18 protein-coding genes are annotated in these 23,951 nt (G+C 45.9%); 10 read left to right on the forward strand and 8 right to left on the reverse strand.

Annotation, left to right across the window (positions count from 1 at the left end; all coding sequences use genetic code 11):
* Window positions 1–161: 161 nt before the first annotated feature.
* Window positions 162–1,067: an acyltransferase gene (locus tag EL341_RS00220; RefSeq protein WP_126466726.1), complete on the reverse strand. Its 906-nt coding sequence runs from the start codon at window positions 1,065–1,067 to the stop codon at window positions 162–164.
* A 679-nt stretch (window positions 1,068–1,746) separates the two neighbouring features.
* Between EL341_RS00220 and polA the strand changes: the two genes are divergently transcribed.
* Window positions 1,747–4,542 carry a DNA polymerase I gene (gene polA / locus EL341_RS00225; RefSeq protein WP_074824754.1) on the forward strand — a complete coding sequence of 932 codons (2,796 nt, stop codon included), beginning with the start codon at window positions 1,747–1,749 and terminating at the stop codon, window positions 4,540–4,542.
* Between the two features lie 512 nt (window positions 4,543–5,054).
* On the opposite strand, the gene yihA is transcribed toward polA, so the two are convergent.
* On the reverse strand, window positions 5,055–5,702 hold the full coding sequence (yihA, locus tag EL341_RS00230) for a ribosome biogenesis GTP-binding protein YihA/YsxC (protein ID WP_074824750.1): 648 nt from the start codon (window positions 5,700–5,702) through the stop codon (window positions 5,055–5,057).
* A 703-nt stretch (window positions 5,703–6,405) separates the two neighbouring features.
* Between yihA and yihI the strand changes: the two genes are divergently transcribed.
* Together yihI and hemN are read left to right on the forward strand one after the other, a co-directional pair.
* Window positions 6,406–6,927, forward strand: a complete 522-nt coding sequence (yihI, locus tag EL341_RS00235; protein WP_047779517.1) for a Der GTPase-activating protein YihI — start codon at window positions 6,406–6,408, stop codon at window positions 6,925–6,927.
* Window positions 6,928–7,131: 204 nt separating this feature from the next.
* A complete protein-coding gene (gene hemN, locus EL341_RS00240) occupies window positions 7,132–8,505 on the forward strand; it encodes an oxygen-independent coproporphyrinogen III oxidase (protein ID WP_126466728.1) in 1,374 nt (457 codons plus the stop codon).
* Window positions 8,506–8,623: 118 nt separating this feature from the next.
* Here the strand turns inward: hemN and EL341_RS17740 are convergent, their stop codons facing one another.
* From EL341_RS17740 to glnA, 4 genes are all read right to left on the reverse strand, one after another.
* On the reverse strand, window positions 8,624–8,746 hold the full coding sequence (locus EL341_RS17740; RefSeq protein WP_136655910.1) for a YshB family small membrane protein: 123 nt from the start codon (window positions 8,744–8,746) through the stop codon (window positions 8,624–8,626).
* A 125-nt stretch (window positions 8,747–8,871) separates the two neighbouring features.
* Window positions 8,872–10,293 (reverse strand): nitrogen regulation protein NR(I), encoded by a 1,422-nt coding sequence (gene glnG / locus EL341_RS00245; RefSeq protein ID WP_047779519.1) that lies wholly within the window; start codon window positions 10,291–10,293, stop codon window positions 8,872–8,874.
* 8 nt (window positions 10,294–10,301) lie between these two features.
* On the reverse strand, window positions 10,302–11,351 hold the full coding sequence (gene glnL, locus EL341_RS00250; RefSeq protein ID WP_114986010.1) for a nitrogen regulation protein NR(II): 1,050 nt from the start codon (window positions 11,349–11,351) through the stop codon (window positions 10,302–10,304).
* Between the two features lie 166 nt (window positions 11,352–11,517).
* Window positions 11,518–12,927: a glutamate--ammonia ligase gene (glnA, locus tag EL341_RS00255; RefSeq protein ID WP_074824736.1), complete on the reverse strand. Its 1,410-nt coding sequence runs from the start codon at window positions 12,925–12,927 to the stop codon at window positions 11,518–11,520.
* A gap of 366 nt (window positions 12,928–13,293) precedes the next feature.
* Here glnA and typA point away from each other — a divergent pair, with 366 nt between their 5' ends.
* Complete coding sequence (typA, locus tag EL341_RS00260) at window positions 13,294–15,117, forward strand: ribosome-dependent GTPase TypA (RefSeq protein WP_047779522.1); 1,824 nt, start codon at window positions 13,294–13,296, stop codon at window positions 15,115–15,117.
* A gap of 280 nt (window positions 15,118–15,397) precedes the next feature.
* Window positions 15,398–16,549, forward strand: coding sequence for an L-threonine dehydrogenase (gene yiaY / locus EL341_RS00265; RefSeq protein ID WP_047779523.1), 1,152 nt, complete (start codon window positions 15,398–15,400; stop codon window positions 16,547–16,549).
* 42 nt (window positions 16,550–16,591) lie between these two features.
* On the opposite strand, the gene EL341_RS00270 is transcribed toward yiaY, so the two are convergent.
* A complete protein-coding gene (locus EL341_RS00270) occupies window positions 16,592–16,993 on the reverse strand; it encodes a YidB family protein (RefSeq protein ID WP_047779524.1) in 402 nt (133 codons plus the stop codon).
* Between the two features lie 347 nt (window positions 16,994–17,340).
* Here EL341_RS00270 and yihX point away from each other — a divergent pair, with 347 nt between their 5' ends.
* From yihX to EL341_RS00295, 5 genes are all read left to right on the forward strand, one after another.
* The gene (yihX, locus tag EL341_RS00275) at window positions 17,341–17,934 is read left to right on the forward strand and encodes a glucose-1-phosphatase (RefSeq protein WP_047779525.1); all 594 of its coding nucleotides are present in this window, start codon (window positions 17,341–17,343) and stop codon (window positions 17,932–17,934) included.
* Window positions 17,935–18,059: 125 nt separating this feature from the next.
* Window positions 18,060–18,953 carry a virulence factor BrkB family protein gene (locus tag EL341_RS00280; RefSeq protein WP_047779526.1) on the forward strand — a complete coding sequence of 298 codons (894 nt, stop codon included), beginning with the start codon at window positions 18,060–18,062 and terminating at the stop codon, window positions 18,951–18,953.
* The gene (dtd, locus tag EL341_RS00285; protein WP_047779527.1) at window positions 18,950–19,384 is read left to right on the forward strand and encodes a D-aminoacyl-tRNA deacylase; all 435 of its coding nucleotides are present in this window, start codon (window positions 18,950–18,952) and stop codon (window positions 19,382–19,384) included. Before EL341_RS00280 ends, dtd begins: the two co-directional genes overlap by 4 nt.
* 67 nt (window positions 19,385–19,451) lie before the next feature.
* Entirely contained in the window at window positions 19,452–20,360 is a 909-nt protein-coding gene (gene fabY / locus EL341_RS00290) for a fatty acid biosynthesis protein FabY (protein WP_047779528.1), read from the forward strand.
* 39 nt (window positions 20,361–20,399) lie between these two features.
* Window positions 20,400–21,389: an MBL fold metallo-hydrolase gene (locus tag EL341_RS00295; protein ID WP_074824723.1), complete on the forward strand. Its 990-nt coding sequence runs from the start codon at window positions 20,400–20,402 to the stop codon at window positions 21,387–21,389.
* A 228-nt stretch (window positions 21,390–21,617) separates the two neighbouring features.
* On the opposite strand, the gene EL341_RS00300 is transcribed toward EL341_RS00295, so the two are convergent.
* Window positions 21,618–23,402: an AsmA family protein gene (locus EL341_RS00300; protein ID WP_126466731.1), complete on the reverse strand. Its 1,785-nt coding sequence runs from the start codon at window positions 23,400–23,402 to the stop codon at window positions 21,618–21,620.
* Between the last annotated feature and the right edge of the window lie 549 nt (window positions 23,403–23,951).

The following is a 23,951-nucleotide window of genomic DNA, read 5'->3' on the forward strand; positions in this document are numbered from 1 at the left end:
CTTATTGGCGAAGGTGGGAAGTCGCCATGGGCGAGCTGGATTCGGCGGCGAAGGCACGGGAGTGCACCAGCGTTAATTTATTCTCTGTACTAATGTGGACGAAACGTTCGCCGTCATTAAACTTAGCCGATTAGCACAGCCTCTCTGTGAGTCTTGCTAGCCTATCGCTTATCAATAAACTGCTGCTTCAACCGCTCAAGCTGCTGGTCTTTTTGCTGCCAGATATCATGTAACCACAATTGGAACTGGCGTTTAAAGGCTTTATCATTCAGATAATCCCCGCGGATACTGTTATCAACCGGCAGCGTTTCTATGCGTATCACAATGCGTTTCATTTGACCGCTGAGTAAGTCGAGAAACGGCTTTTCCTGATTGTCCGGGTAATAGAGCGTAACATTGAGAATTCGGTCAAACTGCGAGCCCAGCACATTCAGGGCGAGGGCAATACCCGCTGATTTTGGCGGTAGCAGATTCTGATAAAGGGACTTGCTCTGTACTCTTTTTTGCTCGGTAAATCGTGAACCTTCAACAAAATTCACAATCGTTGTTGGGTGATCGCGGAATTTCTCACAGGAGCGGCGAGTGGTTTCGATATCTTTACCGCGCTTTTCTGGGTGCTTTAGTAGGTAGCTACGCGAATAGCGACGCATAAATGGCATATCCAGTGCCCAGCAGGCAATACCGATAAACGGCACCCAAGCCAACTGCTGCTTAAGAAAATACTTGGTCACAGGAATTCGATTGCGCATCACTACGCAAAGGGCAACGATGTCGCTCCAACTGGTATGATTGCTGATCAGTAAATACCAGCTATTTCTGCTCAGTTCGTCAGCGCCCTGTATATCCCAGCTAATACGGTTAGTCACTTTCAGGATGAATGCCAATGATAGGCACCATAGCCACATCATAACGTTACAGAATGCAGTAACGCCCTGACTGACTACTCTAAACGGTAATATCAGTTTTAATATGCCAGCCACGACCATAGGTACTGAACAGAGGATGGTAAAGACAATAGTTAATATTGTTGTGATTAAAAATATGATCGGGGCAAACAATTTTGGCATGTTTGTAGTTTTCGTTATTAAGAGCAGGAAGATGCGTAATGATTAAAATTTTGGATAATTCTAACAGAAAGCCGAAAGTATAATAAATTTTTGCATATTATTCAGATTCTAACATCACGCTTCATTTTAAAATATTGAAAAACAATAAAATTAATTGTCAGTGTTATCATGAAAGAATGAGAGGCATGAGCCATGAACTTGTTAACTACCGACGATAGGTTGATTAATATAACGTTCAGGATTAACTATTATTGATATAAATTTCCATGACGTAATATATTGATACTATGCTTTAGTATTAGAGTAACCCTTTTATATTCCTTTTCTTTCTAAAACTATTGGATTCTTTTTCAAGAAAGTCAGATGCCTGTTTTGACATATATTAATCACTAATAAATCAATATCCACAGATAAAGATCGTGTGCATAGCGGCTTATAATAAAATATTTTATATATATCTCTTTGATTTATTAATATTTATTTTGTTTTTAGTGCGGGTATATTATTGTTGTATAACATTAACTGAATTTTATTAACAGAGTTACCCACAGATTCTCATATAAAAATTGTGGTCTTTTTTATCTGCCAATATCACTAAAGTTTAATAACCTGTTCGTCTCTTGGCTTCGGGTATGGCATGCTTAACATTATTCACGGAACAAACAGCAAGAATCATTTTATGGCTAAAATCGCAGAAAACCCATTAGTACTCGTTGACGGCTCTTCCTATCTTTATCGGGCGTTTCATGCATTTCCTCCACTAACCAATAGTGAGGGCTGCCCTACCGGGGCAATGTATGGCGTATTGAACATGCTACGTAGTCTGATTTCGCAATGCCAGCCTAGCCATATCGTGGTGGTATTCGATGCCAAGGGAAAAACTTTCCGCGATGAGCTGTTTGCTGAGTATAAATCTCACCGACCGCCAATGCCGGACGATTTACGCGCGCAAATTGAGCCGTTACATAAAATGGTTGAGGCGATGGGGATCCCGTTATTGGTTGTCCCTGGCGTAGAGGCCGATGATGTTATCGGGACATTAGCTAAAGAAGCGGCTGCGAAAGGGCGGGATGTATTAATCAGTACCGGCGATAAAGATATGGCTCAACTGGTGACGCCGTTGGTTACGCTGATTAATACCATGAATAACACTATTCTCGGGCCTGAAGAGGTGTGTGAGAAATATGGCGTGCCGCCAGAGCTGATTATCGATTTTCTGGCATTGATGGGAGACGCTTCGGATAATATTCCTGGCGTTCCCGGCGTGGGTGAGAAGACCGCCCAAGCATTGTTGCAGGGCTTAGGTGGCCTTGATGCAATGTATAGCCAGTTGGATAAAATTGCCTCGTTGAGTTTCCGTGGCTCCAAGACGCTGGCGCCTAAGCTGGAACAACATAAAGAAGCGGCCTATCTTTCTTATCAACTGGCTACCATTAAGACCGACGTTGAATTAGATATTAAGGTAAATGAGCTGGTTTTGCGTGAGCCAGACGTTGATGTCCTAAAAGAAATGTTTGCGCGTTACGAGTTTAAACGCTGGTTAGCTGAATTGGAAAACACCGGTACGCTGACCAATGCTGCCAAAGGAACAACATCGAGTAAGCCCGCTCCGGTTGCTTATCAGGCCGCTGCTTCAACGGCAGAAGCCACTGCCACGCTTTCACAGGAAGGCTATGAAGTGGTTCTGGAAAGGGCGGATTTTGATCGCTGGTTAAAGCTGTTGGAGAAAGCGGAGCTATTTGCTTTTGATACGGAAACCGATGGTCTCGACTATATGAGCTCTAATCTGGTTGGTGTCTCCTTTGCGATTGAAGCGGGTAAGGCTGCCTATGTACCCTTTGGTCATGACTATATTGGCGCACCAGAACAGTTAAGCTGTGAGGAAGTACTGAACGGCCTGAAGCCGCTATTGGAAAACCCGGCGTTACTGAAAATTGGCCAGAATTTAAAATTCGATCAAAGTATGCTGGCGCGATACGACATCAGTTTGCGCGGTATTGTCTTTGATACCATGCTGGAATCCTATGTATTAGACAGCGTAGCCGGACGCCACGATATGGATAGTTTGGCTAATCGCTATCTGAATCATAAAACTATCAGTTTTGAGGAGTTGGCGGGTAAAGGGAAAAAACAGTTAACCTTTAACCAGCTTTCCATTGAAGAAGCCGGGCCTTATGCGGCAGAAGATGCCGATGTGACGTTACAGTTGCATCAGGCGATGTGGCCTCAATTGGAACAGCATGACGGATTGAAAAAGGTTTTCCAGACCATTGAAATGCCGCTGGTACCGATTTTGTCAAAAATAGAGCGTACCGGCGTATTAATTGACAGTCAGATTTTAAATCAGCACTCGGAAGAGCTGGCGAAACGGCTACAGGAGCTGGAAGTACAGGCCCATGAGATCGCCGGAGAGCCGTTCAATCTCTCTTCTACCAAGCAGTTGCAAACTATTTTTTACGAAAAGCAAAAGCTGCCGGTGCTGAAGAAAACCCCGGGAGGTGCCCCTTCTACCAATGAAGAGGTGTTGGCTGAATTGGCGCTGGATTATCCGCTACCGAAAGTTATTTTGGAGCATCGTGGGCTGGCCAAGTTGAAATCAACCTATACCGATAAGCTGCCTTTAATGGTCAATGCGGTGTCTGGTCGAGTACATACTTCCTATCATCAGGCAGTGACTGCCACCGGACGTTTATCCTCCAGCGATCCTAACCTACAAAATATTCCAGTACGCAATGACGAAGGGCGTCGTATTCGTCAGGCGTTTATTGCGCCGGAAGGCTCTTGCATTCTGGCGGCAGACTATTCGCAGATTGAATTAAGAATCATGGCCGATTTATCCGGCGATAAAGGCTTACTGGATGCATTTGCACAGGGTAAAGATATCCACCGGGCTACCGCCGCAGAGGTTTTCGGTATTGCTCTGGATCAGGTTACCGGCGAGCAGCGCCGCAGCGCCAAAGCGATTAACTTTGGTCTAATCTACGGCATGAGCGCATTTGGTTTAGCACGTCAGCTGGGTATTCCACGGGGCGAGGCTCAGCGCTATATGGATCTCTATTTTGAGCGTTATCCTGGGGTGCTGGATTATATGGAGCGTACTCGCGTACAGGCTGCTGAGCAGGGCTATGTTGAAACGCTATTCGGACGTCGCTTGTATTTACCGGATATTAAATCCAGCAACGGTATGCGTCGCAAAGCCGCTGAGCGTGCGGCCATCAATGCACCAATGCAGGGTACCGCCGCCGATATTATTAAAACGGCGATGATTGCAGTGAACGGCTGGCTTGAACAGCAGGAGCAACCGCTGATTAAGATGATTATGCAGGTACATGATGAATTGGTATTTGAAGTTCATCAGTCGATACTGGAGAAATCAGGTGAGTCTATTCGTCAACTGATGGAGCAGTGCGTGAGTTTATCGGTTCCACTGAAGGTTGATGTGGGTACCGGGATGAATTGGGATGAAGCCCACTGATTTAACGACCGTTATAATTTTTATTCATTCTGTTTAATCTCGAAATCCCGGTGAAAACCGGGATTTTGGTTTTAACTCACTGATCCACATTTGGTATTCGACTTGCGCCAGAGTGATTAATCATCAAAAAATAGTTCCCTCAATTTCCCTGATTGACCTTAATTGGTTAGCACTAAGTTATGCAATGTGAAATTTGTATGATTAAAACTATTCTTTAATAATTAATAATATACCGTTAATTCTTTAGCTGAACCGATTTATTTTATGTAAAAAAACTACATAAAAAGCTGATTTGTGTGAGGGCTGTCGCAATATATGACTGGTTTTTTTGTAATTTTATTACAAAAACGCTTTAACGCTTTAGGTAAATGAAGTAAAGTTAGCGGCGTAGGGTACAGAGGTAAGATGTTCTATTTTTCAACCCTGTAATAGGATTGGCTTTATATTAGCCGCCCCGTTCGTTTGAACGGGGCGTTTTTTTATCTGAAGATCTTCAGATAACGGTAGTCACTTTACTCTTCTGGCTGGTCACTCATTTCACTATCCGTATCAAACGGTAAGTTAAACCATTCATCCAGTTTGATGCGCAGCTTATCAACGCCTAATTTTTTTAGTGAAGAGAAGGCTTCAACTTGAATATCACCCTGAAAAGGTAAAATCGCTTCACGCACCATATTTAACTGAGCTTTACGTGCGCCGGAAGCCAACTTATCGGCTTTGGTCAGTAAAATAAGTACCGGCAAGTTAACGTCAACGGCCCATTGAACCATTTGTTGATCCAGATCTTTTAGTGGATGACGGATATCCATCAACACGATCAGTCCTCGCAGGCAATCGCGCTTTTGCAGGTATTCACCTAATGCACGCTGCCATTTGCGCTTCATCTCTTCCGGTACTTCAGCGTAGCCATAGCCAGGCAAGTCGACTAAATGAAGGTGTTCTTCAACCCGAAACAGATTAATTAGTTGGGTGCGACCAGGGGTTTTACTGGTACGAGCCAGACTCTTTTGGTTGGTTAGGGTGTTTAAGGCACTGGATTTACCCGCGTTAGAACGCCCGGCAAAGGCAATTTCGATACCAATATCTGCGGGTAGATGAGTAATATCTGGTGCACTGGTGACGAAATGCGTCTTGTGATAGTTAAAATTTTTCTGGGTCAAAACGTTCGTCTCCACGAATAGTCATTTGGCTGGCAATTATACTGCCTTGCCATTCGAAAGGGCGAGTTTATTGTTGTTTTTCGTGTTCACTAGTCGATAAATCAGTTTATGCCAATCAATGCGTGTGAGACATCTGCCATTAATGTGTAGGGATATATCGTCTTTTTTTATTGGTCGTATAAATTTAATCGTTTATTATCAATTGGTTATTTTGTAGGACGAAAATTACCTAGTATTTATACCAGTAGGTTACTTGTTTGAGTGATTCAACAGGGTAAAGTACACACCAAGCAAGGAGATGCGGAACAGATGGAAATTCACAGGATGTGAATATCTCTCAGGGAAACATCAGGATGATGTTTATAGAGTAGCAAGGAAGGGCCCAATGGATTTGGGCGACGTGATACAGGATAGTAACACGAATAAGGATGTTAAGGATACGCGGAGCGTAGTTCAGGAGGAACACCAGCTAGGGAAAGCGCCAAGGATGACTAATTATTCTCGAGGATGAGATAAACGGATAGTTGCCAGGGACTGGGTATATAACAAAAGGATAGACCGGGACGTTGATTGTTCACACGGATGAGATTAGGAATTTATATTCCTTTATGGTTCAAAATTAAGGCGACAGATAACACTGTCGCCTTTTTTCTTTGTTTCTGTTAGATTCCGGCCTAATATCTCCATTTTAGAGAATCCCGCAATGAAGCAGCCCCAAAATACCGCTAAAACCAAGCGTAAAAGTCGCGAAGAGATTGATGCAGAAGCAAAAGAGCGCAAGCGTGCAAAAAAACGTCGCGGCAACGTTGCCGGTGCTCGTACTAATGTTGAATCGAATTCTGCCAAAAATAATCAAGGTTCTTCAGTTCAAAAAGATCCGCGTATTGGTAGTAAAAAGCCGGTTCCTTTAATCGCTGAGGGAAATAAACCGACGGTAGCAAAACCAAAAGCGCCTAAAAAGCCAAAACTTTCTGCACAGCAAGAATTAGATTTGTTAGAAAATGACGAGCGTTTGAATCAACTGCTGGATGCCATTGACGAAGGAAAAAATCTGTCAGAGCAAGAGCAGGATTACGTCGATAGTACCCTCGATCGCATTGATGCACTGATGGTCAAACTGGGTATTGATTTAGGCGAAGATGAAGACGATGATGCTGCTGATGAAGAGCAAGAAGAAAAAGAAGATATTGTAAAATTACTTAAAAGAAACAGTTCTAAAGAGTGAGCATCTAATCCATGCAGTGGATATTCCTGTTAGTAGGTGTGATACTGGCATGTTATCTGGTTTGGTTATTAGGTAAACTATTATGGCTGGATCGCCTGAAACAACGTTGGCGTTCAGCCAGAGTCCCCCGTAGTACGATGCACCGCACCATAAAAAGTAATAATAAACGGCCGGGGAGAGCAAGAAACAAGACGGAGTGAGCAAATGTCTACGCAGTTGATTGACTGGGATCTGGCCCTTATTCAGAAATATAACTATTCCGGACCAAGGTATACTTCTTACCCTACGGCTCTTGAATTCAGCGAGCAATATGGCGAAAGTGATTTTCTGGCTGCGGTAGCCCGATATCCGTCTCGTCCACTTTCCTTATATATTCATATCCCCTTCTGCCATAAGCTTTGTTATTTCTGCGGTTGTAATAAAATTGTCACTCGACAAGGACATAAGGTAGAGCAATATCTTGATGTATTGGAACAGGAGATTCGTAATCGGGCTCCGTTATTTGCCAATCGTCAGGTTTCCCAGATGCACTGGGGTGGCGGTACGCCAACCTACCTGAATAAGCAACAGATCACGCGTCTGAACGGCATACTGCGTCAATATTTTAATTTCTTACCGGATGCGGAAGTCTCTATTGAAATCGATCCGCGGGAAATTGAGCTGGATATTCTGGACCATTTAAGTGCTGAAGGCTTTAATCGCATGAGCATGGGGGTTCAGGACTTTAATAAAGAAGTTCAGAAGCTGGTTAACCGCGAGCAGGACGAAGAGTTTATTTTTGCCCTGATTAAACGCGCTAAAGAGCTGGGTTTCCGTTCAACCAATATCGATTTGATTTATGGTTTGCCGAAGCAGACTGCGGAAAGCTTTGCGTTTACTTTGCAGAAAGTTGCCGAACTGAGTCCGGATCGTTTGAGCGTATTTAACTATGCTCACTTACCAAGCCGTTTTGCCGCTCAGATTAAAATTAAAGATCATGACCTGCCGTCTGCGAATGAAAAGCTGGATATTCTGCAGGAAACGATAGGCTCGTTAACCAAAGACGGCTATCAATTTATTGGTATGGATCACTTTGCTCGTCCGGATGATGAACTGGCGATTGCCCAGCGTGAAGGCCATTTGCATCGTAACTTCCAGGGCTATACCACTCATGGTGATAGTGACCTGTTAGGAATGGGGGTGTCCTCCATTAGTATGATTGGCGATACCTACGCCCAAAACCAGAAAGATTTAAAAGCCTACTACGCTAGCGTGGATGAGAAGGGCAACGGTCTGTGGAAAGGTCTGGCAATGACCGAGGATGATTGCATTCGCCGTGATGTGATCAAAACCCTGATCTGTAATTTCCATTTGGACTACGCACCGATTGAGCAGGCATACGGCATTAAATTTGCCGAGTATTTTGCCGAAGATTTAAAATTGTTGGCTCCATTGGCAAAAGATGGTTTGGTCACGGTCGATGACCAAGGGGTTGATGTGACCGGCAAAGGCCGTTTACTGATCCGTAATATTTGTATGTGTTTTGATGTATATTTACGGCAGCAGGCGCGTAGACAGCAGTTCTCGCGCGTGATCTAGGGTATAGGCGATAAATGGCGGTTATTTTACCGCCATTTGGTTTTAGCGCCCGAAATAGATACTGCTGCTGATTTCTATCTTCCAATAAGCAACCGCACACCAATTAAAGAACAAAATTTCAGGAAAACAAAACAAACATAATCACACATAAAATAGCGGCGAACGCGGTCTGCGGTGACTGCCCTGTCATAGCGCCGACATCGACGCTGAAATTTAAAAGAGAGGTTAAATTTTCCAGCATAACCTTGCCTCATAACGAGTTATTTTTTGAGTAAGGGGCTAGAATAGCAGAATCTGGCTGGAAAAATGTGGTGTAAGTTGTAAAAAATAACCTGTTTTGTCCGGCGTCCATGCCGACAGCGAGAATTACTCTATTCCCAACTCTTTTAGCTTACGAGTCAAAGTATTGCGACCCCAGCCAAGCAACTGTGCAGCCTCCTGCTTATGTCCGTGGCTATGGCGTAGTGCGACAGTCAGCAGAACCCGTTCCAAATCGGGCAGCGCCTCTGAAAGCAGGTTCGCTTTGCCAGAGGTTAATGCCTGTTCTGCCCATTTCTCCAGTGGGGTTGTCCAGTGGCCATCAAATGATGGCGTATTCGGATGGGCGGGTGCTTCATCGTCATAGATAAACAGTTCTTCAGGTAAATCTTGCGGCAAAACTTCTTTGCCTGCGGCCATAACCGTTAGCCAGCGGCAGGTGTTTTCCAGTTGGCGAACGTTACCCGACCAGGTCATTTGGCCTAGTGCTTTTTCCGTATCCGGGTGCAGTACTTTGGCTTCGACGCCCAATTCTTGTGCTGTGAGCGATAGGAAGTGGCGAGCCAAACGTGGGATATCTTCTCGGCGCTCTCGCAGCGGTGGCAGATGAATGCGGATAACGTTAAGCCGGTGAAATAGGTCTTCACGAAACTTATGCTCTTTAACCAAGAGCTCAAGATTTTGGTGAGTGGCTGCGATAATCCGTACATCGACTTTAATCGGATCATAACCACCAACGCGGTAAAACTGACCATCGGCTAATACGCGCAGCAGGCGAGTTTGCACTTCCAGCGGCATATCCCCGATTTCATCCAGAAATAGCGTACCGCCATCGGCCTGTTCAAAGCGCCCTTGCCGTATTTGACCTGCGCCGGTAAAGGCCCCTTTTTCATGGCCGAATAGTTCAGATTCAATTAAGTCTTTAGGAATGGCGGCCATATTCAGCGCGATAAATTTACCGCCAGCGCGTGGGCTATGGCGGTGTAGGGCATGGGCAACCAGCTCTTTACCCGTACCGGATTCACCATTAATTAATACGCTAATGGACGACAGGGATAAACGGCCAATGATCCGATAGACGTCCTGCATGGCCGGTGCTTCGCCAATAATATCGGTGGTAGGCCCTGCAAGCTGATTATTTTGTTCCGGCTGGTGGATTTCCTGAGAGTGGCTAATGGCGCGCTCGGTCAGGGCAACGGCTTCATCAATATCGAAAGGTTTTGGCAGATAGTCAAAAGCGCCAAATTGATAAGCGCTAACGGCAGCGTCTAGATCGGAATGAGCGGTAATAATGATGACCGGCAATAAAGGATGATGTTGCTTAATTTTTTGCAACAGGGTTAAGCCATCGATGCCGGGCATGCGGATATCGGAAATCAGTACGTCGGGGGCGCTTTTTTCCAGGGCGGTTAATACATTGTCAGCTGAATCAAAACTGGTGCACTGGATATTCGCACCGGTCAATGCCCGCTCCAAAACCCAGCGAATAGCACTGTCATCATCAACGATCCAGGCAGTTCCATGATTCATAGCAATCCTCACTGACGAATGGGCAGGTAGACCGAAAATTCGGTGTGGCCTGGCCAACTGTTAAATTCAATTTTGCCCCGATGTTGATCGATCAGGCTGCGGGCAATGGATAAACCTAAACCGGTACCCCCTGCACGGCCACTGACCATGGGGTAAAAAATGGTGTCTTGCAACTGAGTCGGGATCCCCGGGCCGTTATCTTCAATATCAATTCGGGCACACAGGCGATAGCGAATGCCGTGTAATGTCATTTGCGATGAAGTGCGGGTTCTTAACGTTATGTTGCCGCCCTGTTTATCCAGCGACTGCATGGCGTTTCTGGCAATATTTAACAGCACCTGTTCGATCTGTTCCGGATCGTGAACCAGTTCCGGCATGCTTGGGTCATAATCCCGGATAATGCTGATGTTGTCCGGTTTTTCCAGCATTAATAGCTGATAAACACGCTCGGCAACCTGATGAATATTCTGCTCTACTTGCTGGCCTAAGTGCTGGGGGCCAAGCAGGCGATCAACCAGATTACGCAGTCTGTCGGCCTGTTCAATAATCACTTGCGTGTATTCCGCCAGTGCCGGGTCGGGTAACGCTTTAGCCAATAATTGGGCCGCACCGCGTAAACCACCCAGCGGATTTTTGATTTCATGAGCCAGACCGCGTACCAACTCTCTGGCGGCGGTTTGTTGTGAATGCTGAAGCTGTTCCTGACTCAGGCGTCGATGGTTATCCAAGGCTGACAGTTCCATCAGAATATGATGTTCGGCCAGCAGTTGGGCGCTGAGCGTTAACACATGCAGGTGGCTATCAACCACCATAACAACTTCATTATCGGTAAAACCCTGACCTTCGCGCAGGCTCGACCACATCAGTCCGACATCCAGCGACAAATAATCAACTAAATCAGGCAGGGGGGTACCAAAAAGTTTACGGGAACTTTGCACCAGAAGTTGCTGGGCAGCAGGATTGGCGTATTGGATGGCTAATGAAAAATCCAGAATTAACACGCAGGTAATCTGTGAGTTAAGAATTTGCTCCGTATCCGGTAGCGTAGGGGTTTCCATTTATGACTCCTTTGCACCAAATTGGGGCATCGACTGACCAGACTAAATAACGCCCTTCGCAACACCGTTAAGCAAAGAGAGAAAAAAGCCCATCATATGATGGGCTTAAACCCTTATGTGTACTGCAACAACGGGGTGATTAATCTTGGCTATATACCCGTTGGTATTACACGCTGTAGTACAGTTCGAACTCTAATGGGTGCGGAGCCATACGTACGCGGTTCATCTCGTCCTGCTTCAGCTCAATGTAAGCATCAATGGCATCGTTAGTGAATACACCACCACGGGTTAAGAACTCACGGTCTGCATCCAGACATGCCAACGCTTCTTCCAGAGAACCAGCAACGGTAGGGATGTTTTTCGCTTCTTCTGCCGGTAAGTCATACAGGTTTTTATCCATGGCTTCGCCCGGATGGATTTTATTGATGATACCGTCAAGACCGGCCATTAACAGCGCGGCGAAGGCCAAATACGGGTTGGCTGCTGGATCCGGGAAGCGCACTTCAATACGGCGAGCTTTCGGGTTAGCAACCACTGGAATGCGGATAGACGCTGAGCGGTTACGGGCAGAATAGGCCAGCATAACCGGTGCTTCAAACCCAGGAACCAGACGCTTATAAGAGTTGGTGGTTGGGTTAGCCAGCGCGTTAATCGCTTTAGCGTGCTTAATCACACCGCCAATGTAGTACAGTGCCATTTCAGACAGGCCGCCGTATTTGTCACCGGCAAACAGGTTAGTGCCGTTTTTCGACAGTGACATATGGCAGTGCATACCTGAACCGTTATCGCCGACTAAAGGCTTAGGCATAAAGGTTGCAGTTTTGCCGAAAGCATGGGCAACGTTGTGCACCACATATTTATAAATCTGGGTTTCGTCGGCTTTTTTAGTCATGGTATTGAAGCGAGTGGCCACTTCGTTCTGACCGGCAGTTGCCACTTCGTGGTGGTGAGCTTCAACCACTAATCCCATTTCTTCCATGGTTAAACACATGGCTGAACGCAGGTCTTGTGATGAATCAACCGGAGGAACCGGGAAATAACCGCCTTTGACGCCAGGACGATGGCCTTTATTGCCGCCTTCATACTGGGTACCGGTGTTCCAGGCCGCTTCAATATCATCGATGTGATAGTAAGCGCCAGCAATAGAGTTGCCGAAACGAATATCGTCAAACAGGAAAAATTCTGGCTCTGGCCCGAACAGTACGGTATCAGCAATACCGGAAGAGCGCAGGAAATCTTCAGCACGCTTAGAGATAGAACGCGGGTCGCGCTCATAGCCTTGCATGGTGCCCGGCTCTAAAATATCACAGCGGATGATCAGCGTAGTATCTTCAAAGAATGGGTCAATTAATGCGGTGCTTGGGTCCGGCATTAACACCATGTCAGACTCATTGATACCTTTCCAGCCACCAATGGAAGAGCCATCGAACATTTTACCGTCTTCAAAAAAGTCAGCATCAACTTGATGAGCAGGGATAGTAATGTGTTGCTCTTTACCTTTCGTATCGGTAAAACGCAAATCGACGAATTTTACTTCGTGCTCATTAAGCATTGTCAAAACATGTTCTGTAGACATTTGGTGTTCTCCCGGTAGCTGGTATAATCGTGTCATAGTTTGGCATCGGTGCCATAAGCTAAAGTTATGCTATAATCGTGCCAGTTTTTATTCCGGTCCCTAAAATAGCAGCCGATAGCGGCTATGACATCTGAGTATGAACGAAAACCAATTTTTTGCATCATTTATTGCACCAATAAAGTGCATATCGAGTGGTGCGTGACGTTTTTTGGTGCAATTTGTATTTTTTCTAAACGTTTTATACCGTGAAAAGGATCACAATCCGTCTAAGCGACGGTTGTTTTTAATAGTTCTTTGTGATCTTGTTTAGTAATTCGTCTAAAGTGTGTACAATAACGCGCTATTTCTAATGCCTGAGGCAAATCTGTGATTGAGAATCTACGTAACATTGCTATTATCGCGCACGTAGACCATGGGAAAACTACCCTGGTTGATAAGCTACTACAAATGTCCGGAACTTTAGGAGACCAACGTAACGAAGCCACTGAGCGCGTTATGGACTCCGGCGATCTCGAGAAAGAACGTGGGATCACCATTCTGGCTAAAAATACGGCCATTACCTGGAATAACTACCGTATTAACATCGTTGACACCCCAGGACACGCCGACTTCGGTGGTGAAGTAGAGCGCGTAATGTCAATGGTTGACTCGGTGTTGCTGGTTGTTGATGCAATGGACGGCCCGATGCCGCAAACCCGCTTCGTGACCAAAAAAGCGTTTGCTAACGGTCTGAAACCTATTGTTGTTATTAACAAAGTTGACCGTCCTGGCGCACGCCCTGACTGGGTTGTTGATCAAGTATTTGATCTGTTTGTTAATCTTGAAGCGACTGACGAACAGCTGGATTTCCCAATTATTTATGCTTCGGCATTAATGGGTATTGCGGGTAACGACCATAACGAAATGACGGATAACATGGATCCCCTGTTTGAAGCTATCGTTAAGCACGTTTCTCCACCGGACGTCGACAGTGACGGTCCGTTCCAGATGCAAATCTCCCAATTAGACTACAACAACTACGTTGGCGTTATTGGTGTTGGCCGTATCAAGCGCGGTAAAGTTAAGCCTAACCAGCAAGTTACCGTGATCGATAGCGAAGGTAAAACTCGCAACGGTAAAATTGGTAAAGTATTGAGCCATATGGCGCTGGAGCGTATCGAATCGCAAGTGGCCGAAGCTGGCGACATCATTGCGATTACCGGTCTGGGCGAACTGAATATCTCCGATACCGTGTGTGATGTACAAAGCGTTGAAGCGCTGCCTGCATTATCCGTTGATGAACCAACCGTTACCATGTACTTCTGTGTAAACACCTCTCCGTTCTGTGGTAAAGAAGGTAAATACGTGACTTCACGTCAAATCCTCGACCGCCTGAACAAAGAGCTGGTACACAACGTTGCATTGCGCGTTGAAGAAACTGACGATGCTGATGCGTTCCGCGTATCAGGTCGTGGTGAGCTTCACCTGTCAGTTCTGATTGAAAACATGCGTCGTGAAGGTTTCGAAATCGCCGTTTCCCGTCCAAAAGTTATCAACAAGATGATTGATGGCCGTAAACAAGAGCCATTCGAAAACGTGACGCTGGATATCGAAGAACAGCATCAGGGTTCAATCATGCAAGCCATGGGTGAGCGTAAAGGTGATGTGAAGGACATGATCCCGGACGGTAAAGGCCGTATCCGTTTGGATTACCTTATTCCTGCTCGCGGCCTGATCGGTTTCCGTACTGAGTTCATGACCATGACTTCAGGTACAGGTTTACTGTACTCAACCTTCAGCCATTATGACGATGTGCGTCCGGGTGAAATTGGTCAGCGTCAAAACGGCGTATTGATCTCTAACGGTCAAGGTAAAGCTGTTGCGTTCGCATTGTTCAGCCTGCAAGACCGCGGTAAGTTGTTCTTAGGTCACGGTGCTGAAGTGTATGAAGGCCAAATTATCGGTATTCACTCACGTTCTAACGACCTGACAGTGAACTGCTTAACCGGTAAGAAACTGACCAACATGCGTGCGTCTGGTACTGATGAAGCAACCACACTGGTTCCTGCTATCAAAATGTCTCTGGAACAAGCGCTGGAGTTTATCGATGATGATGAACTGGTCGAAGTTACGCCGGTGTCGATACGTATCCGTAAGCGTCACCTGACTGAGAATGACCGTAAGCGTGCTAACCGTGGTCCAAAAGAGTAAAAACTCTTTATTAGATTAACGTCAAAAAGGGCAAAGTTATTTGCCCTTTTCTTTTTTCTGCCTTAAACCTCTTTTGCTTTCCTGTATGATTTGCTGTATAAAAAATCATTCCATATCAGTTAATTAATCAAATATCCCTACAAATTTAACTAGATTATAAAAAATGTTTTGTTTCTTTCTTTACCCATTTTGGATTACTTTGTCTGGAGAATATAGTTAAGTAATTGTCTGGGAGAGTAACCAGTTCAAATTATTAAAATTACACATCAAGGAGTTATTCATGTCGATTTCCACCTTCTTTATTCCACCGGTTAACATGATTGGTACAGGTTGTCTGGCTGATGCGATAAAAAGCATGAAAGACTATGGCTATCACAATGCATTAATCGTCACTGACAGTGTGTTGAATCAGATCGGTGTGGTAGGTGAAGTCCAGAATTTACTGCGGGAAGCAGGTATTCGCAGTCGAATCTATGATGGGACTCATCCAAATCCAACCACCGTTAACGTGTCTGAAGGCTTAGCAATATTACAAGAGCATCAATGTGACTGCGTGATTTCACTGGGCGGCGGTTCACCTCATGACTGCGCTAAAGGTATTGCATTAGTGGCATCTAATGGCGGAGATATTCGTGATTATGAAGGCGTAGATCGCTCTGCGAAGCCTCAATTACCGTTAATCGCGATTAATACCACTGCCGGTACTGCATCAGAAATGACACGCTTCTGTATTATTACTGATGTTGATCGTCATATTAAAATGGCGATCGTGGATAAACACGTTACCCCAATTCTGTCGGTTAATGATTCTGGTCTGATGGCCGGTATGCCTAAAGGGCTGACCGCGGCTACCGGTATGGACGCATTAACGCACGCGATCGAAGCCTATGTTTCTATTGCTGCTAACCCGATTACCGATGCTTGTGCGCTGAAAGCCGTGACGATGATTAGCCAATATCTGGCTCGTGCCGTTGCGCAGGGTGATGATATGGAAGCGCGTGAAATGATGGCCTATGCTCAGTTTCTTGCTGGCATGGCGTTTAACAACGCTTCATTGGGCTATGTTCATGCTATGGCTCACCAGTTGGGTGGTTTCTACGACTTACCTCACGGTGTGTGTAATGCGGTATTACTGCCTCACGTTGAATCATTCAATGCTAAAGCCTGTGCCCCTCGCTTGAAAGATATCGCCGTTGCTATGGGCGTTGACACCAAGGGAATGAACGATGAGCAGGGCGCAGCAGCTTGTATCGCTGAGATCCGTAAGCTGTCGAAAACCGTTGGTATCCCATCAGGTCTGGTGGAACTGAACGTGAAAGAAGAAGATTTGCCAGTGCTGGCAACCAATGCGCTGAAAGATGCGTGTGGTCTGACGAATCCGATTCAGGCAACTCACGAAGAAATCGTTGCTATCTTTAAATCTGCAATGTGATGTGATGAATATGCCCCGTTGTTAAACGGGGCATAATTGTCGTTAACTAAAAAATTTATTTTTTAACAGCGACATACCGATAGACATTAAGTCTGGACTCTCTGGCATTTCACCTTTTGGTGAGAGTTTATCCACTAAATCCGGTAAGTATTGCGCAATAAGTCCTGACGTTTCCTGACTGCCCACACCCAACTTTTCAGACAACTGCTGTAGAGCAGAGCCGCTGAGAATGTCTTGCACTTGTTGTCCAGAAATAGGTAGATTGGCTCCGGTGCCGATCCAAGATTGAACGACTTCTGTCAGTCCCCCCTGACGGAATTTATCCAGCAGACTAGAAATACCACCCTGTTGCTCAATCCATTGCAGAATGGCCGAATAATCGATGGAACCTTGATTGCCGCCGCTACCACCGAGCAGACCGCCTAATTTATCTAACAGACCCATTTCTTTATTACTCCTGAAATAAGTAAAAACGTGGGTATAAAATAAAACATTGATACCCCCAATCGTCCTTGATTTATCTTTATGGTACGGAATGAGTACCACTAAAACCACGTCATCACTGACCGGAAAAGATAAGCTCAATTATACCGTCTGATACCGATCGTGTATCAGTTTTCGTGATAATAACGCTACAGATACAGTATAGAACCATTCTGCTAAACCCACCTGCCGACAAGATAAGGTTGGGTTTTATTTTTGTTGCGATAAGGGTTTCTGATGCGAAGATGAAGATAACTATGGTAGCGTGTAGTACAAGGATCGGTAGTTAAATCATACGGGTGCATATCATGTTGTATATCTTTGATTTAGGTAATGTGATTGTCGATATTGATTTTAAACGCGTGCTGGGCGTTTGGAGTAATTTAAGCGGTGTACCGTTAGCCACCCTCTCCGAACGCTTTAAGATGGGTAAACCGTTTGAACGGCATGAGCGAGGGGAAATCAGTGACGAAGAGTTTGCTCAGCAGCTCTGCGAAGAGATGATGATTCACCTGAGCTATGAGCAGTTTGCCGCTGGCTGGCAGGCCATCTTCATTGGGTTGCGTGAGGAAGTGATTGAGATTATGCAGCGTTTGCGTAAAGAGGGCGACCGAGTGGTGGTGCTTTCTAATACCAATGTACTGCATACCACCTACTGGCCAGAGCAATATCCTCAGGTCAACGAATCCGCCGATCGGATTTATCTCTCTCAGGAGCTGGGAATGCGCAAACCTGAAGCGGAAATTTACCGTTATGTGCTTGAGCAAGAAGGGATAGCGCCAGAAAATGCCATCTTCTTTGATGATAATCCCGACAATATTATTGGTGCGCGAGCATTAGGTATCACCTCAATACAGGTCACAGATAATAAAGTGATTCCTGAATATTTCGGGGCAAATTAAATCCATCATTGTTAACCGGAAGAAAATGGCTGGTTATCTCAGTTTTACACTGGGCTGACTGGCCTTTATTATCTTTATCCGGTTACGTTAGATAACAGAATGACCTGATACAGAGTGAGAATGCTATGCCACACCTATCCCATATTCGAGGCCCGCGCAAAATAAAACCTATCGTGGCTTACGCACAGCTTCTTTGGGCCAGAGCGAATCAAGACCGGTTACAAATGATGGCGGGTAATCTGGCTTACGTCTCTTTGCTGTCTTTGGTGCCGCTCGTTACCGTCGTATTTGCGCTGTTTGCGGCGTTCCCGATGTTTTCTGACGTTAGCGTGCAGTTGAAAACCTTTGTCTTTAATAATTTTATGCCGGCGGCCAGCGAAACCATCCAAACCTATCTGGAGCAATTTGTCGCTAACTCTAACAAAATGACGGCGATTGGTATTTGTGGCTTGATTGTGACTTCTCTGCTGTTGATTGGGTCTGTTGATACCGCACTGAATGCCATCTGGCACAGTGAACGCCAGCGCCCCATGGTTTACTCCTTTGCCGTTTACTGGATGGTATTAACGTTAGGTCCGCTGCTGGCCGGCGCCAGTATGGCGATTAGTTCCTATTTACTCTCCATGACTTGGCTACATGACGGCGGGATGGATGATGTTATTGATCGGGTATTGCGTATTTTCCCGTTGCTTCTTTCTTTTGTCTCTTTCTGGCTGTTATACAGTATTGTGCCGACGGTCAGGGTACCGGCTAAAGATGCCGCCATTGGTGCGATAGTGGGCGCTTTGTTATTTGAGCTGGGCAAGAAAGGCTTTGGGCTATACGTGACGATGTTTCCATCCTACCAGTTGATCTATGGTGTACTGGCAGTGATTCCACTTTTGTTTGTCTGGGTCTACCTCAGTTGGTGTATCGTGCTATTTGGTGCGGAGGTTACGGTAACATTAAGCGTGTATCGTAAGTTGCGGGAGGACTATGAAACCCATTCTACCCATAATTCAGGAGCAGCAGAGCAATGATTGCGTTAATTCAACGAGTCACCCGAGCCGATGTGGTGGTTGATGGTCAGACCGTCGGTGCAATTAATAAAGGTTTATTGGTATTGCTGGGCGTGGAAAAAGATGACACGCCAGAGAAAGCTGAACGACTGTGCGAGCGAGTATTGGGCTATCGTATTTTCAGTGATGAACAGGGAAAAATGAATCTTAACGTACAACAAGCTGGCGGTAGCGTACTGGTGGTTTCTCAATTTACATTGGTTGCCGATACTCAGAAAGGTATGCGGCCCAGTTTTTCTCGCGGTGCGACACCGCAGGATGCCGAGCGTTTATATCTCTATTTCGCCGATCGCTGCCGTCAAACGGTAGGCACTGAAACCGGTATTTTTGCTGCGGACATGCAGGTTTCACTGGTTAATGATGGACCGGTCACGTTCAGCCTTCAGGTTTAATTGACCGTTGCCGTTTGTTAAATAACGCGCTATCAATATAAGAAACGATTCAGATAAGAGAGTCAGTATGTACCACCTGAGAGTACCGCTTACCGAACAAGAGCTAAATGACTATTATCAGTTCCGCTGGGAAATGCTGCGTAAGCCGCTGCATCAGCCGGTTGGCTCAGAAAAAGATGGCTACGATATGATAGCTCATCATCAGATGGTGGTAGATTCTCAGGGAAAGGTGGTTGCTGTTGGCAGGCTATATATCAATGCCGACAATGAAGGTTCAATTCGCTTTTTGGCGGTTGCGGCGAATGTCCGTAGTAAGGGATTGGGCACCTTGATTGCCATTACGTTAGAATCCATTGCCCGTCAGGAAGGGGTGAAGCGTATTGTCTGTAGTGCCAGAGAGGAGACAGTACATTTCTTCGATAAATTGGGTTTTGTGAATCAAGGAGAGATTACCACACCACAAACTACGCCGGTACGCCACTTCCTGATGAGAAAATCCATTGCCACGCTGGATGATATTCTTCATCGTCCTGACTGGTGTGATCAACTACAGAAGGCTTGGTATCAGAATATCCCGTTAAGTGAAAAGATGGGGGTTAGAATTGTCCAGTACACCGGACAGCGTTTTATTACCACCATGCCGGAAGGGGTGAACACCAATCCTCACCACACTATTTTTGCTGGCAGTCTGTTTTCCCTCGCCACCTTAACTGGTTGGGGTTTGATTTGGCTGTTGCTGCAGGAGCGTCAACTGGGTGGGACAATTGTATTAGCCGATGCCCATATTCGTTACCAAAAACCGGTTACCGGTCGACCAACGGCAGTGGCCAGTCTGGACTCAATGAAAGGCGATTTGGATCGTCTTGCCAGAGGACGCAAAGCCCGGGTTCAGTTGCAGGTTAACGTATCTGGTGATGATGAGGTTGGATGTATTTTTGAAGGAACCTATATGGTTCTGCCGGATGGATGTGAATAACCCAAGCTGTCAGATAACCTATATCTAAGGAGTGAAGGCTTGCCAAAGGCTAATCCCTACTACGATCCATCTAAAAATCACCATACGCCAACCGGGTTTTGTAATCCCGGTTATCCGGAATCACACTCGCCAGAAATGGTAAAACGTTGGCAGCGTGAACGGAAAGAACAGCATTTGCCGCATCCTCCGGATGCAGGTTATCCCGGGTTTATTGATCAGTGGTGGCAACCAGCTGATTTTAATATGCCGGGCAACGCCGTTTGGTGGCTAGGGCATGCGACGCTGTTATACCAAATCAATGGCATGCATATCCTGACCGACCCCGTTTTTTCTCTACGCGTTTCGCCGGTCAGCTTTTATGGTCCTAAACGTTTAACCGATGTTCCGGCTAAAATTAACCGGCTACCACCGATTGATGTCGTGCTGATTTCCCATAATCACTACGATCACCTTGATTTACCCAGCCTGCGCCGACTTATTAAACATTCTCCACAGGTGCGTTTTATTGTACCGCTGGGATTAAAAAAGCTGGTGGAGAAACAGGGGGCGGTTCGGGTCGATGAGCTGGATTGGTGGGATAGTCTGGTGATTGATGGTGTAACGTTTACCAGTGTACCTGCCAGACACTGGAGTGTGCGTACCTTATGGGATCAAAACCAAACTTTATGGTGTGGTTGGATGATTAGCGCCAACGCGCGTAATTACTATTTTTCTGGTGATACCGCCTACTCCCCGATTTTGTTGGAGATTGCACAGCGTTTTCAGTCAATTGAAATGGCAGCTTTGCCGATAGGTGCTTATGCTCCGCGCTGGATGATGGAAGCCCATCATATCAATCCACAGGAAGCCGTCAGACTGCACCGCGAGTTGGCTTGCAAACAATCGTTTGCTATTCACTGGGGTGTTTTTGAACTTGCTGATGAGTCTTTGGATGAACCTCCGATGGAGTTACATCGAGCGCTGAAGCAGCAGGGGGTTTCTGAGCAAGAGTTTCAACTGATTAAGTTGGGAGCGAGGTTGGCGCTGTAGTGATTTATCAGCAAATAAAGTCATGAACTTGGCCGGTGTTGTTATCGCTTTTATCATTCCTGTTTGCCTTACTATTCCGGTTTTTATCGTCGTTCCGACGAAAGCAGGAATGTGTAGCCGCAGGCGAATGGCTTGAAGGGAGAGGGTAGCGAATTACCTCGACCTTAAGCCAAGAGATGCTGCGTATGGAGTCAAATCCGGGGGCGCGTTTTTCAACGGTTTCTCCCATTAACCAAACGGTGATTCCTGAGGCACTTCAGGTGTCGTAGCCGGTGTTTCTTCCTCAGAATTGGGTACCTCTGGTACTGAAATATCGGGTTCCACGGGAATTTCAACTTGGCTTAGTGGATACTGTGTAAGCATCTGCCCCGTATCATTCACCATTTTCAGGCTACCCTTGAGTTTCGAGTCACTGGTTTGTCGATCGACCAGATTACCGCTTAATTGTAGGTTAATATTACCGTTGCCCTGTAGTGGAATGGATTGCCAGCCCCAGCTTTGTAAAATATTTACCGGAACTGAACGGCCGCTGAGGGCTAGGTTTAATGTTCTTTCAGGCTGTTGACCTAGAGTGACTTTGCCTTCAATCAACCCTTCTTTGGTGAACGCGCTCATTTCACTTACGGTAATGGCTTCTGGCGTAGCGGTTAAAATAACCGATGGATGGCGCAGGTCAATTTTGTTAAGCGTCGCTTCTGACGCGTTAAAGCTAAGCTGCCCGCCCCAGATACCAAACTGATGGTCTTTAATCAGATACAGATCACTGCCGTTGCTATCGAGTGCAGTAAATTGGAAAGGAAACTCAGGATTGATATCAATCAAGATGCTGCGGTTAGTGGTGAATTTGGTGATGTGTAATTCACGTAGCCAGTTAGGCGGAGTCTGTTTTAATTCCGTGAGCCAATCCTTGGGTAAGGTATAAAGCAAGGATGTCAGCGCGACATCATCCAATGTTAAGGCTTGGCTATCTCGCTGCCAGATACCGCTGGCTCTTACCAGCCCATCCTGCCAGCGGCTGCTGAACTGTTTGATTTTAACGTTATTGTCTTCCAGCCCAAGATTAAGCACCGGGCTAACCAGATGTTGATTGCCATACACCACATCATAAGCATTCATATTTATCGTGCCGGACTGGGCCTGCCAATTGCCTTTGACCAACATCAGATCTTTGACTGAGAGGGATAAATCGCTAAATGCCCAATCTGTCCCCTGAATATTGGCGTTCAGCAAGTCCAGACGGTTCAAGGTGATATCGGTATGGCCGGTCAACTGCTCGATTTGATCGAACAATTGGTTTAGCGTCTGTTGGCTTTGATATTTCACATCGCTCAGTCGTAAATTATCAACGATCCAGTGGCCTTCCGCATTGCGTTTTCCGCTGCCGGTCAACAACCCATTAGCCAGATCGGCACCAACGTTATTAAAAATAATCTGTTGATTATCAACATCGCCCTGTATCAGAGCTTTATGAGTTTCAATACCGTTAAGCAATAACTTATCGGCGCTGAATTCAAAGTGGTTGTCACTGTCGGGTAGTGGATTAGCACTGAGTACCCAGGGAATAATACCGCCATTAACGCGTTCACCCTGAAAGGTAATATCTGGCGTCTCAAGGTTAACCGCCATATTACGTAACTGGAAACGGTCACTGCTAACCGCTAAAGAGATTGCCGTTTTGGCTGACAGACTTAGGGTGCCGTTCTCCAGTTCAAGGGTTGAAAAGTGTAGCTTGGGTTGCCATAACGATGAGGTTAAACCTAGCGTTACTTTTTCAGCCTTGAGTAAAGTCGGCTGTTTTTGCTGGCTCAGTTCTACGTTATGCAGAATGAGCTGAGAGGGTTCAGTAATGCTGTAGTCAAGGTTGCCCAAAGAGAGTTGATAGGGCGAATTATCGTTAACCCACTGGCTTATCCATTTTGCGGCATAGGACGTTTGAGCAACAAAATAAATAATAATGACTGCGAGTACCAAAAGGCACAGCAGTGTATACAGTGATTTGCGGATAAATCTCATGGTCTGACCTGTGTGGCAATGTGTGAACTGAACCCCTTTATGCCGTATTTATCGGGGGATCTCAATGGAAATGGTGATAATAATATGAGATGCGATATGGTTCGCAGGTAAATAGTGTAAAAGAATACTGAAATCATAAGTAGTGCTTGTGAGTTAAGTTTAATGACAGTGAAAATTTCGTCCACTATCAGTACAGAGAATAAATCAACATTGGTGTGGGTGGCCGAGTAGGGGGCGTTAAGGGCGAACGCCCCCTACACCCCCCGCCTTACGCACCGGAATTTAGGTCGCTGCGCGACTACCCTCCTCTCTCAATAAGGTTTAACGCACCGGCGTAGACCCGCTCCCGGCGGCGCTACGCCTCTCACCGCATCCTTGCGGTTCGTGCTACCTTATTTCCATCGTCGGCTAAATTCAGTGCTCATATGAAAAGATAGGATCAACTGCCATCATGATTTTGACTTTCCCATGTCCTTTAAAACGAGCGCTGAAACCCGCTAACGACTGAACGAGGGTAGAATGAGCAGCAGGGATGCTGCGAAAGGGATA

The organism is Pragia fontium (assembly GCF_900638655.1).
Lineage (GTDB): Bacteria > Pseudomonadota > Gammaproteobacteria > Enterobacterales > Enterobacteriaceae > Pragia > Pragia fontium.

Coding starts and splice junctions, on each gene's coding strand:
- EL341_RS00220 (WP_126466726.1), bottom strand. CDS start 1,067: ATGCCAAAATTGTTTGCCCCGATCATATTTTTAATCACAACAATATTA.
- polA (WP_074824754.1), top strand. CDS start 1,747: ATGGCTAAAATCGCAGAAAACCCATTAGTACTCGTTGACGGCTCTTCC.
- yihI (WP_047779517.1), top strand. CDS start 6,406: ATGAAGCAGCCCCAAAATACCGCTAAAACCAAGCGTAAAAGTCGCGAA.
- hemN (WP_126466728.1), top strand. CDS start 7,132: ATGTCTACGCAGTTGATTGACTGGGATCTGGCCCTTATTCAGAAATAT.
- EL341_RS17740 (WP_136655910.1), bottom strand. CDS start 8,746: ATGCTGGAAAATTTAACCTCTCTTTTAAATTTCAGCGTCGATGTCGGC.
- glnG (WP_047779519.1), bottom strand. CDS start 10,293: ATGAATCATGGAACTGCCTGGATCGTTGATGATGACAGTGCTATTCGC.
- glnL (WP_114986010.1), bottom strand. CDS start 11,351: ATGGAAACCCCTACGCTACCGGATACGGAGCAAATTCTTAACTCACAG.
- glnA (WP_074824736.1), bottom strand. CDS start 12,927: ATGTCTACAGAACATGTTTTGACAATGCTTAATGAGCACGAAGTAAAA.
- yiaY (WP_047779523.1), top strand. CDS start 15,398: ATGTCGATTTCCACCTTCTTTATTCCACCGGTTAACATGATTGGTACA.
- EL341_RS00270 (WP_047779524.1), bottom strand. CDS start 16,993: ATGGGTCTGTTAGATAAATTAGGCGGTCTGCTCGGTGGTAGCGGCGGC.
- yihX (WP_047779525.1), top strand. CDS start 17,341: ATGTTGTATATCTTTGATTTAGGTAATGTGATTGTCGATATTGATTTT.
- EL341_RS00280 (WP_047779526.1), top strand. CDS start 18,060: ATGCCACACCTATCCCATATTCGAGGCCCGCGCAAAATAAAACCTATC.
- dtd (WP_047779527.1), top strand. CDS start 18,950: ATGATTGCGTTAATTCAACGAGTCACCCGAGCCGATGTGGTGGTTGAT.
- fabY (WP_047779528.1), top strand. CDS start 19,452: ATGTACCACCTGAGAGTACCGCTTACCGAACAAGAGCTAAATGACTAT.
- EL341_RS00300 (WP_126466731.1), bottom strand. CDS start 23,402: ATGAGATTTATCCGCAAATCACTGTATACACTGCTGTGCCTTTTGGTA.